8 protein-coding genes and 2 rRNA genes are annotated in these 10,230 nt (G+C 70.3%); 6 read left to right on the top strand and 4 right to left on the bottom strand.

Annotation, left to right across the window (positions count from 1 at the left end):
* The 4 genes from AC21LY_RS22765 to AC21LY_RS22750 form a co-directional block, all read left to right on the top strand.
* Positions 1-1,384, top strand: a 23S ribosomal RNA gene (locus tag AC21LY_RS22765); the annotation flags it as partial.
* A 146-nt stretch (positions 1,385-1,530) separates the two neighbouring features.
* A 5S ribosomal RNA gene (gene rrf, locus AC21LY_RS22760) occupies positions 1,531-1,647 on the top strand.
* Positions 1,648-1,945: 298 nt separating this feature from the next.
* Complete coding sequence (locus AC21LY_RS22755) at positions 1,946-2,665, top strand: hypothetical protein (protein ID WP_489048852.1); 720 nt, start codon at positions 1,946-1,948, stop codon at positions 2,663-2,665.
* On the top strand, positions 2,662-4,254 hold the full coding sequence (locus tag AC21LY_RS22750) for a DNA polymerase Y family protein (RefSeq protein WP_489048851.1): 1,593 nt from the start codon (positions 2,662-2,664) through the stop codon (positions 4,252-4,254). The genes AC21LY_RS22755 and AC21LY_RS22750 overlap by 4 nt, the downstream gene beginning before the upstream one ends.
* Before the next feature lie 25 nt (positions 4,255-4,279).
* On the opposite strand, the gene AC21LY_RS22745 is transcribed toward AC21LY_RS22750, so the two are convergent.
* From AC21LY_RS22745 to AC21LY_RS22735, 3 genes are all read right to left on the bottom strand, one after another.
* Positions 4,280-5,668: a hypothetical protein gene (locus AC21LY_RS22745; RefSeq protein ID WP_489048850.1), complete on the bottom strand. Its 1,389-nt coding sequence runs from the start codon at positions 5,666-5,668 to the stop codon at positions 4,280-4,282.
* Positions 5,669-5,758: 90 nt separating this feature from the next.
* The gene (locus tag AC21LY_RS22740) at positions 5,759-7,030 is read right to left on the bottom strand and encodes a serpin family protein (RefSeq protein WP_489048849.1); all 1,272 of its coding nucleotides are present in this window, start codon (positions 7,028-7,030) and stop codon (positions 5,759-5,761) included.
* Between the two features lie 24 nt (positions 7,031-7,054).
* The gene (locus AC21LY_RS22735) at positions 7,055-7,960 is read right to left on the bottom strand and encodes an amidohydrolase family protein (RefSeq protein WP_489048848.1); all 906 of its coding nucleotides are present in this window, start codon (positions 7,958-7,960) and stop codon (positions 7,055-7,057) included.
* Positions 7,961-8,052: 92 nt separating this feature from the next.
* Between AC21LY_RS22735 and AC21LY_RS22730 the strand changes: the two genes are divergently transcribed.
* Positions 8,053-8,517: a MarR family winged helix-turn-helix transcriptional regulator gene (locus tag AC21LY_RS22730; RefSeq protein WP_489048847.1), complete on the top strand. Its 465-nt coding sequence runs from the start codon at positions 8,053-8,055 to the stop codon at positions 8,515-8,517.
* Here the strand turns inward: AC21LY_RS22730 and AC21LY_RS22725 are convergent, their stop codons facing one another.
* On the bottom strand, positions 8,518-9,561 hold the full coding sequence (locus tag AC21LY_RS22725) for an FAD-dependent oxidoreductase (protein WP_489048846.1): 1,044 nt from the start codon (positions 9,559-9,561) through the stop codon (positions 8,518-8,520). It lies immediately after the preceding gene.
* A gap of 46 nt (positions 9,562-9,607) precedes the next feature.
* Here AC21LY_RS22725 and AC21LY_RS22720 point away from each other — a divergent pair, with 46 nt between their 5' ends.
* The gene (locus tag AC21LY_RS22720; RefSeq protein ID WP_489048845.1) at positions 9,608-10,168 is read left to right on the top strand and encodes a TetR/AcrR family transcriptional regulator; all 561 of its coding nucleotides are present in this window, start codon (positions 9,608-9,610) and stop codon (positions 10,166-10,168) included.
* The last annotated feature ends 62 nt before the right edge of the window (positions 10,169-10,230 follow it).

Raw genomic sequence — 10,230 nt, 5'->3', positions numbered from 1 at the left:
TGAGAGGTGATGCGTAGCCGTTGCGGTGAATTCCATGATCCTATGCTGCCGAGAAAAGCCTCTAGCGAGATCTGATGTGGCCCGTACCCCAAACCAACACAGGTGGTCAGGTAGAGAATACCAAGGAGATCGAGAGAACTGTGGTTAAGGAACTCGGCAAAATGCCCCCGTAACTTCGGGAGAAGGGGGACCTCGCATGGTGACCGGACTTGCTCCGTGAGCTGTGGGGGGTCGCAGAGACCAGAGAGAAGCGACTGTTTACTAAAAACACAGGTCCATGCGAAGTCGTAAGACGATGTATATGGACTGACGCCTGCCCGGTGCTGGAAGGTTAAGAGGACCGGTTAGCCGTAAGGCGAAGCTGAGAATTTAAGCCCCAGTAAACGGCGGTGGTAACTATAACCATCCTAAGGTAGCGAAATTCCTTGTCGGGTAAGTTCCGACCTGCACGAATGGCGTAACGACTTCTCTGCTGTCTCAACCACAGACTCGGCGAAATTGCAGTACGAGTAAAGATGCTCGTTACGCGCGGCAGGACGAAAAGACCCCGGGACCTTCACTATAGCTTGGTATTGGTGTTCGGTTCGGTTTGTGTAGGATAGGTGGGAGACTGTGAAGTGGGCACGCCAGTGTTCGTGGAGTCGTTGTTGAAATACCACTCTGATCGTATTGGATACCTTAACCTCGGACCATGATCTGGTTCAGGGACAGTGCCTGGTGGGTAGTTTAACTGGGGCGGTTGCCTCCCAAAATGTAACGGAGGCGCCCAAAGGTTCCCTCAGCCTGGTTGGCAATCAGGTGTTGAGTGCAAGTGCACAAGGGAGCTTGACTGTGAGACTGACAGGTCGAGCAGGGACGAAAGTCGGGACTAGTGATCCGGCACCGGCAAGTGGAAGCGGTGTCGCTCAACGGATAAAAGGTACCCCGGGGATAACAGGCTGATCTTCCCCAAGAGTCCATATCGACGGGATGGTTTGGCACCTCGATGTCGGCTCGTCGCATCCTGGGGCTGGAGTAGGTCCCAAGGGTTGGGCTGTTCGCCCATTAAAGCGGCACGCGAGCTGGGTTTAGAACGTCGTGAGACAGTTCGGTCTCTATCCGCCGCGCGCGTTAGAAACTTGAGGAAGGCTGTCCCTAGTACGAGAGGACCGGGACGGACGAACCTCTGGTGTGCCAGTTGTTCCACCAGGAGCACGGCTGGTTGGCTACGTTCGGAAGGGATAACCGCTGAAAGCATCTAAGCGGGAAGCCTGTTCCAAGATTAGGTTTCTCACCACCTTGAGTGGGTAAGACCCCCTACAGACTATGGGGTTGATAGGCCAGAACTGGAAGCGCAGTAATGCGTGTAGGTGACTGGTACTAATCGGTCGAGAGCTTACCACACACATAACATTCGCCAAAACGAACACCCCAAGCAGGGTGTTTGCACAACGAACAAGCGTGTAACACACTACAGAAACCAGCATGCTGCTGGTTCGCGTCCACTATGCAATGTCTGAGACAACACACAACTGTGTTGTTTCGCAGTGTTACGGCGGCCATAGCGGAGGGGAAACGCCCGGCTCCATTCCGAACCCGGAAGCTAAGCCCTCCAGCGCCGATGGTACTGCACTCGTGAGGGTGTGGGAGAGTAGGACACCGCCGGACTACAATTAGATACAGGACGAAGGCCCCCGAGGCCGGTGAGCACACACGATTGTGCTCCCGGCACCGGGGGCTTTCTCTGTATCCGGGTACAGGCAAAACCGCCTCACCCACCCCTCATCCGGGCGTCGAGCCCGACGCCGGCCGAGGAACCCTCGCCGACCTCGACGCTTGACGTCGTTCGGACTGCAGATCTATCCTGAGGTTAGATCGAACAGAAGTTCTAGTCACGTCTTCCCCGTGGCTCGGCTTCCGCGCTGATCGATGACGCGGATCCGAAGGTAGGGGAGGGGTGTGACAAGTGTCCGCACGTGTACAAGCCGTAGCCGGCAACCGTGAGGAGAAGCTCGCGGAGCTGCGCAAGCGGCTCGCGGCGCTGCCGGAGAGGCATCGTCCGGTCAAGGCGCGGGCCTCGTTGGAGGCCCCGCTGCAAGAGGAATCAGCGCAGTTCAGCATGGGTGTTCTGCCGGTGCACGAGGAACTGGCCCCGCTGTTACCCGGCGGGGGGCTACCGCGTGGCGCGGTCGCGGAGCTCTCGGGCGCCGGCTCGCTCGCGGTCTCGCTGGTGGCGCGCGCCTCGAGGGCGGGATCACGGGTCGCGCTGTGCGGGGTATCCGGTTTCGGGATGGCCGCCGCTCTCGAACAGAACGCCGATCCGGAACGGATCGCGCTCATTGAAGGCCCGCTCGCGGACCCGGTGTCCGTCGCCTCCATCCTGCTCGACGGTGCCGATATGGTGCTGTGCGAGCTCGGCGGCATCGTCGTGCCGCCCAGCCGGGGCCGGGCCGTCGCCGCGCGGGCCCGGTCGAAAGGCTCGGTGCTGTTGATCACCGGCGGCCGCTGGGAGGGCGCCTCACTGCACCTCGAGGCACGGGTACGGGGCTACATCGGCCTCGGTGCCCTGCCTGGGCGCGGCCGGGTCAGCGGGATCGATCTGGTCTTCTCCGCGCGCGGGCGCGGCTGCGGCAACCCCTACCGGGGGACGGCACCGTCGAACACGGGCCTGGCGGTGGCGCGATGAGCTCGGCGCAGCGCATCCTCGCCCTGTGGTGCCCGGATTGGCCCGCCGCAGCGGTAGCGGCGGAAGCCGACCTGCCGCCCCACCGTCCCGTTGCGGTCCTGCACGGCAACCGCGTCGTCGCGTGCAACGCCGCGGCGCGGGCCGAGGGGGTGCGCCGCGGTATGAAGCGCCGCGAATCACAGGCCCGCTGCCCCGAGCTGCACATCGCGCAGGCCGACGAGGGGCGGGACGCGCGGCTCTTCGAGCCCGTCGCCGGCGCCGTGTCCGCGTTGATCCCGCTCATCGAGGTGCTGCGCCCGGGCCTGATCGTGATCCCCGCCCGCGGCGCCGCCAGGTTCTTCGGCGGCGAGGAGCAGGCGGCCGAGCGACTGGTGGACGCGGCGTCGTCGGTGGGCGCGGAGTCGTTCGCCGGTATCGCGGACGAGGTCTTCACCGCGGCCGTGGCCGCCCGTCGCGGCGTCGTGGTCCCCCCGGGCGGATCGGCGGCCTTCCTGGCGCCCCTGCCGATCGCCCGGCTGGGGGCCGAGCCGTCGCTCGCTTCGGGTGACCGCACCGAGCTGCTGGATCTCCTACACCGGCTGGGGCTGCGCACCATCGGTACCTTCGCGGAGCTCTCCTCGACCGACGTCGCCACCCGCTTCGGAACGGATGCGATCGCCGCGCACCGTCAGGCCCGCGCACTGGCGGACAGGCCGCCGTCCACCGCGGCCCTACCGCCCGGGCTGGAGGTGGAGTTGCGGCCCGACCCGCCGATCGACCGGGTCGATGCGGCGGCCTTTGCCGGCCGCGCACTGGCCACGGAGCTGCACGGGAAGCTGTCTGCGGCGGGCGTGGCGTGCCTGCGCCTGGAGGTATCCGCGATCGCGGAGAACGGCGAGCGGCACAGTCGCATCTGGCGCTGCGCCGAGCCACTCACCCCGGACGGCACCGCCGACCGGGTGCGCTGGCAGATCGACGGCTGGCTCACCGGCGGCAGGGGGGCGAAACGGGGAGGCGGGGGCCCGGGCGCCCCGATCTCGCTGTTGCGACTCGAGCCCGTCGAGGTGGTCGACGCGGGCGCGCTGCAGGCGGGCATGTGGGGTGACGATGCCGACGGTTCCGCCCGGTTCCGCCGAGCGCTGGTCCGGGTGCAGGGCCTGCTCGGTGGGGAGGCCGTCCGGGTCGGGGTGCGCAGCGGCGGCCGCGGTCCCGCGGAGCGCGTCACCTGGGTACCGCTGGGCGACGAGACGGTCCCGGACCGCGACCCGTCGGCGCCGTGGCCGGGGCGGATGCCGGAGCCGGCGCCGTCGGTGCTGATCGCGGGCGCGTCGGTCACGATGACCGATGCGGCGGGCGCCGCCGTGCACGTCACCGAGCGCGGGGCCTTCACCGGCGAGCCCACGCATCTGGTGTGGGGCTCGCGCGACTGGTCGCTGAGCTGGTGGGCGGGGCCGTGGCTGATCGACGAGCGCTGGTGGGCCGCCGACGGTGCCGCGGAGCCCCGGGCCCGCGCCCAGGTGCTGCTCGAGCCCGCGCCCGGCCGCGACGACGGGCGGGCCCTGCTGCTGCAGTACGCCGGGGGCTGGGAGGTGGAGGGTGTGTACGAGTAGGTGCTCGCCGCCCGGGCCGGCGGGATCAGCCGGCGCTGCCGGAGAAGGCCACCGCGAGGTACGGGTTGGTGTCCTCCGCCGGGGCCGGACGGAACCGGTTCCGACGGTGCCGCGCCCGCTTCCCGGGCGTGAGCGCCGTGCCTTCGGGTCCGGTCGCGGATTCGTCGGCGGTCTCGTCCGTGCTCTCCGCCGGGACCGATTCCGCGGCCTCGTCCCGATCCTCCTCCGCGGGGGCGTCCGAGACCTCGTCGGGCTGCTCCGCCTGCGTATCGGCCTCGTCCGCCTTCGCATGCGCCGGCGGCCGCACCCGATCGTGGCCGATGGGGGCGGCCGGAGCCGCGCTCGTGGTCACGGCCGGCGCGATCTCGGCGACGTCCACATCGGCATCGTCCGTCGCCTCGGAGATCACGGCGACGTCGCCGGCATCGGAGGTCTCGGCGGCGGCCACCCGGTTGCGCCACCGATGGGCGACGGCCAGCGAGAGGAGGTAGGTGACGGTGCCCGCGGCACCGCCGACGACCAGCGCCCACGCGAGCGGCCGCGCGATGCCGGGGTCCGGTGCGGGGGCGGGAGAGCTGGTCACCGAGCGCAGCCGGGTCTGAGTGAGCGCGAGCTGGCCGTCGATGGCGCTCAGCGCCGTCTTCAGCTGCCCCACGCCGGTGGTCAGGTTGGCGACGGAGGCGTTCACGTCCTTGCGGGCCGAGGCCAGCTTGGTCAGTCCGTCCCGCAGCTGCCGGGCGGCGCTCCGCGCGGAGGCCAGCGAGGCGTCCGCGTTGGCGGAGGCGCTGTTCAGGCTGCCCGACATGCCGCTGAGCGTGCTGCGCAAGGAGGCTACGTCGTCGAGGGCACCCACGCCCTTCGAGCCGGCGAGCGCGCGGTCGAGCTGCGCGACGGCCTCGGCGGAGCCGGGCGACGGATGTTCGACGAGGCGGCCGCGCAGGGCCACCAGCGTGGCGCGGGTGCCGGCGGTCACCTGCTGCAGGCCCTGCGTCCGCTCGAGTGCGCCCGCGAGCGTGGTCGTCGCGCGGTTCACCTGGTTCAGTGCGGCGGAGAGCGAAGAGGCCTCGTCGAGCCCCGAGACCAGCTGCTCCGCTCCGGTCTTGGCGGTGTCGATGCTGTCGAAGATCTGCGGCACCGAGCCGGCCGAGGTGTTCAGCCCGGTGCTGGCGGAGACCACCGCGTTGGACAGCAGGCCGAAGAGCGCGCGCGACTCGTCGGCGGCCTTGAGGGCGACGCGCGTGTTCTCGGCGTTCTCCCGCTCCTGGGCCGGTGCGGGCGCGGTGGTGCCCGCGGCGATGAGGAAGGTGGCGCCGCCCGCGACGAGCGCGATGAGTACGGCGAGCAGCGCGGTGCCCGTGAGGGCCCACGCCGAGCGGACCGCCGCGCGGAGCGGGCGGATCAACGTCGAGGTCATGCCTCAACCTTAACGTGAAGTCGAGGCTTTGGTGAAATGTTAATACCGGCAATGAATTTGGTACGGCGACGTGAATGGTGGACGTGCGGTCTACGCGCCCGGGCGGTTGACGGCCCCCATCAACAGGGGAAGCCCCGTCGCCGTGTCCACCACCGCGTACGCGAAGGCCCGGTCCACCACGAAAGGCGCTGGTCCTGGGGCCTCCTCGGGGACGGGCGCGGCAGCGGCGGTGTCCGAGGCGGTGCCCTTCTCGCCGACCGCGAGGACGGCGGCGGCGCGGGCGTCGGCCACCGTCGGCGATCCCGGGGCGATGCCGTCGAGTCCCGGGCCGGCGAACAGCCCCGTCAGGCCCGCGTCCCGGAGCGGGTCGACGAGCGCGGTCCACGTGGCGGCGCGCCACTTCGGCAGGCTCACCTGGTGCAGCGCCGACGGTGCCCCCGCCAGCGCGATCCGCGCGGCTGTGAACCGCCCCTCGGTCGCCGTGTCGGTGAGGGAGGTCCCGGGCGCGGGGAGCAGGATCTGCAGCGCCAGCGTCGTGCCGTAGTCGAGTTGCAGGGCGGAGAAGCCCTCGCCGGCGGCCACCCGTGCGGGCACCGTGCCGTGCATCGTGATCGGATCGAGCACCGCACCGTCGGCCGCGGTGAACGGCGAGGTCCGGGTGCGGGCCGGGTCGAAGGGGGAGCGCCAGGCGGCGGCGAGGTAGGCGGTGGTCGTGGCGGCGAGCCGGGAGCCGGCGTCGACGCGCAGCGGCGCGGAGGTGAAACTGCTGCCGGTGTTCACGGCGACCCATTCGCCCAGCGGCTCGCCGATGCCGCGGCCGAAGTCCACCGGATAGACGCCCGCGTCGTAGGAGGCGGCGAGGGTGTCGAGGAAGCTGGCCCGTACCCGCCGATCCTCGGGTTGCTTCGCGGTCAGCAGGGCCACCCGCGACTGGAACAGCGGCGTCGGGGGCGGGGTGTTCGCCGCCACCGTGCCGGGGTCGCCCGCCCACTGCGCGGTCTGGCCGGTGAGCGCCGCCATCGCGCGCGGCAGGTCCTCGGCAGCGCCGAGCCCTGCCGCGTCGAGTTGGGCGGCGGTCCCGCCTCGCGCCCCCGCCCGGAGCATGGCGAGCAGGTCCAGGACGGACCAGGGGGAGACGACGGTGCTCGCGGCGCGGGGGTCGCCCACCGCGAGCCGGGCGCCGAGGCGGGTGGCGGTGCCGACCAGCGCGGTCACGTCGCCTCGGGTCTCATCGACGCCCACCTGCTCGAAGGGCTTCTTGGACCGCTCGAGGGCCAGGGCCGGCGGCGTCGACGGTGCGCCGCCGCACGCCGCGAGGGTCGCCGCGGCGAGCAGTGCCACCACGGCCCGCCGGATCTGCATGAGGGCCATCGTATCGGTCCGCTCTCAGGCGCCCGCGCGCTCCAGCAGGGCGCGACCGTTGTGCCACAGCACCTTGCGCATCCACTCGTCGCCCAGTCCGAGCCGGGCGAGCCCGTAGATCTGGTGCGCGTAGTCGTACGGGATGTTGGGGAAGTCGCTGCCCAGCACCACCTTGTCGGCGAGCGCTCCGAGCCGGTCGACGTAGCCGGGCGGCATCGGGGCGGTGCGCTCGGTGAAGTCGGTGGCCGCCATGGTGGTGTCGAGGTGGACGTTCGGGTGCTGTTCGGCGAGATCGGCGAACCGGTCGTACTCGGGCATGCCGAGGTGGGCGATGACCAGCGTCAGATCGGGGTGGCGCCGGAGCACCGCGGCCACCCGGTCGGGGCCCGTGTACGGGCCCTCCACCGGGCCCGAGCCGGCGTGGATCACCACGGGGATCCGCTCCGCGGACAGCAGCTCCCAGGCGGGGTCGAGCAGCGGATCGTCGGGTGCGAAGACGCCCACCTGGACGTGCATCTTGAACAGTCGGGCACCGTCGGCGACGGCCTTCGCGACGTACTCGTCCACGCCGGGTTCGGGGTAGAGCGTGCCGCAGTGGATCCCGTCGGGTACCCGGCGGGCGAAGTCGGCGCACCACTCGTTGAGCCACACGGCCATTCCGGGCTTGTGCGGGTAGGTCAGAGCCGGGATGGCCCGCACGCCCATGCCGCGGATCAGCTCGAGCCGGGTGTCCTCGTCGAAGCGGTAGCGGATGGGCCACTCCCGGCCGTACTCGGCGCTGGCGCGGTCGAAGAAGTCCCATACCTTCACCAGCATTGGCTCGGGCAGGAAGTGCACGTGGATGTCCGCGAGGCCGGGGATGCCGAGGGCCGCCAGATACGCGGGGATCTCCGCGTCGGAGGTCGGTCCCGGCGTCGTCGATCGGCTCATGCGGTTCAATCTACCCACGTCGGTGGATATGCCGTTCCGAGACCTGGAGCCGGTAAACTCGGGTGCCGACCGGAACGTTTCGGGGGTGCCAGATGGTTGTGGACGCGGGGATCACCCGATGGTTGTCCGACGAGGAGATGGCGGCCTGGTTGCCGCTGATCCACGTCGCGATGCGATTGCCCGCCAAACTGGACACCCAGCTGCGCATCGACGCCGGCATCACCCACTTCGAGTTCATGGTGCTCTCCCAGCTCTCCCAGGCGCCGGAGCGGATCCTGGGCCTGTCCGCGCTCGCCGAGGCCGCGAACTCCTCGCCCTCGCGCCTGTCGCACGTGCTGCGCAAGCTGAGCGAACGCGGCTGGCTGGTGCGCCATGCGGACGGTCGCTCCGCGTACGCGGAGCTCACCGACGAGGGCTTCGCGGCGCTCGACGGTGCCGCGCGCGGGCACGTCGAGGAGGTCCGGCGGCTGGTCTTCGACCACCTGGCGGAGCAGGACGTCGCCGCTATCCGGGTCGCGCTGTCGAAGATCACCCCGGGGCTCGCCGAGGATTCCTGATCAGGCCGCCGCGGCCACGGCCCGCAGGAACAGGTCCCGCGGACCGCGGAGCCGTGAGGCGAGTGCCACGTGCCGCATCACGCGGGAGAGCAGCATCGTCCGCTGTCCCGCGCGGCGGCGCTCCGCCTCGTAGGCGCGCAGTGCGCGGGTGGGGTCACCGTCGAAGTCCGCGGTAGTGCCGAGGGCCCCGGCCAGTGCCGCGGCGTCGAGCAGGGTCTCGCACGCACCGCGGCCGAGGTTGGGCGCCATCGCATGCGCGGCGTCGCCGATCAGCGCGACGTTGTCGCGCACGATCCGCGGCAATCGCGGCAGGTCGCGGCAGTGATAGTGCAGTGCCGTCGCGGTCTCGATGCCCTCGATGGTCTCGCGGACCCGTGTGTCCCACCCCTGGTACATCGCGCGGAGAAAACCCTGTGGATCGGTGTCCGGGGCCGGGGTGCCCCGCGGAACCGCCCGCGGGTCGAACGCCGAGTACCAGTTGATGTAGTCACCGTCGCGCGGCGTGACGCCGAACAGTCTTCCGGGACCCCAGTACTCGGTGAAGGTGTCGGTGCGGCCGGGGCAGCGGCCGATGAGGACGTCGACGCCGAGCGGGCGCGGCTGAAGTTCGCGGCCGAGGACGTGGGTGCGAACGGTGCTGCCGATCCCGTCGGCGCCCACGACGACGTCGTGCTCGAGCCCGCCGACACCGGCTCGTCGGTCGCCGAAGCGGACGGGCGGCGCGCAGGCGGCGAGGGCTTCGAGGAGTCGCGGACGGGAGATGAGGACGGTCGCGCCCCGGGCCCGGATCTCGGGGCCGAGCCGGTGCCCCTCGGCGCTGCGGAGCTCGGCGACCCGCTGCTCGATCCCGATCTCCCGCACCGCCTCCGCGGCACCGACCTGCTCGAGCACCGCCATGGCCTCCGGCCACATGCCGAGCGCGGTGCCCGTCGTGGGTAAGGACGCCGCGCGCTCGAAGACCTCGACCTCCCATCCCCGCTGCGCCAGGAGCGCGGCCGTGGCGAGCCCTCCGATTCCTCCGCCGATGATCGCTGCTGTGGCCATGCCGCCCACGGTACTACAAATGTAGTGACGAGTAGGCTCCGATCTCATGGGACGGCGGGAAGAGGTGCTGGACGCGGCGATCGAGGTGCTCGGTACCCGTGGCCTCCGCGGTCTCACGCATCGCGCGGTCGACGAGGCCGCCGCCGTCCCGCAGGGAACCTCCTCCAATCACTTCCGCTCCCGGTCCGCACTGGTCAAGGGGGTCGTCGAGCGGATGGTCGAACAGGATCTCGCCTTCTGGGCGGGGTTCGACGGTGCCGACCCCGCGGTCCCCGCCGGCTCGCCCGGCGAGGTTCTCCCGCGGGCGGCCGCGTACGTGCGGTGGTCGGTGGAGGAGGGGCGGGTGCGCAGCATCGCGCGGCTCAACCTGTTCGCCGCCGCGGCGGTGGAGCCCGAACTGCAGGAGCCGCTGCGCCGGGGCCGGCGTGCCGTGGAGCGGATGGCCGAGTCGATCGGCGCGTTGATCGGTCTCGATGCCGCGGAGTCCGGGCTGTTGATGGACGTCGCCGATGCCCTGATCTCGCGACAGCTCGCCCTGCCGGACCCCGGCTTCGATCCGCTCCCCGCGCTCACTCTGCTGCTGACGGCGCTGCGTTCCGCTCGGTAGTCGCGCCGGAGTGCAACGGTGAGTGTTCGATGAGATCTTGTGCATCGAACAAATGAGCGTAT

The sequence above is a fragment of the Tsukamurella sp. II2bb genome (genome assembly GCF_057815145.1).
This window is presented reverse-complemented; position numbering and strand designations above follow the sequence as displayed.

What these genes read in the sequence shown, in the direction of transcription:
- AC21LY_RS22725 (WP_489048846.1), bottom strand. Translation starts at nt 9,561, where the DNA reads ATGGCCACAGCAGCGATCATCGGCGGAGGAATCGGAGGGCTCGCCACG.
- AC21LY_RS22735 (WP_489048848.1), bottom strand. Translation starts at nt 7,960, where the DNA reads ATGAGCCGATCGACGACGCCGGGACCGACCTCCGACGCGGAGATCCCC.
- AC21LY_RS22720 (WP_489048845.1), top strand. Translation starts at nt 9,608, where the DNA reads ATGGGACGGCGGGAAGAGGTGCTGGACGCGGCGATCGAGGTGCTCGGT.
- AC21LY_RS22730 (WP_489048847.1), top strand. Translation starts at nt 8,053, where the DNA reads ATGGTTGTGGACGCGGGGATCACCCGATGGTTGTCCGACGAGGAGATG.
- AC21LY_RS22740 (WP_489048849.1), bottom strand. Translation starts at nt 7,030, where the DNA reads ATGCAGATCCGGCGGGCCGTGGTGGCACTGCTCGCCGCGGCGACCCTC.
- AC21LY_RS22750 (WP_489048851.1), top strand. Translation starts at nt 2,662, where the DNA reads ATGAGCTCGGCGCAGCGCATCCTCGCCCTGTGGTGCCCGGATTGGCCC.
- AC21LY_RS22745 (WP_489048850.1), bottom strand. Translation starts at nt 5,668, where the DNA reads ATGACCTCGACGTTGATCCGCCCGCTCCGCGCGGCGGTCCGCTCGGCG.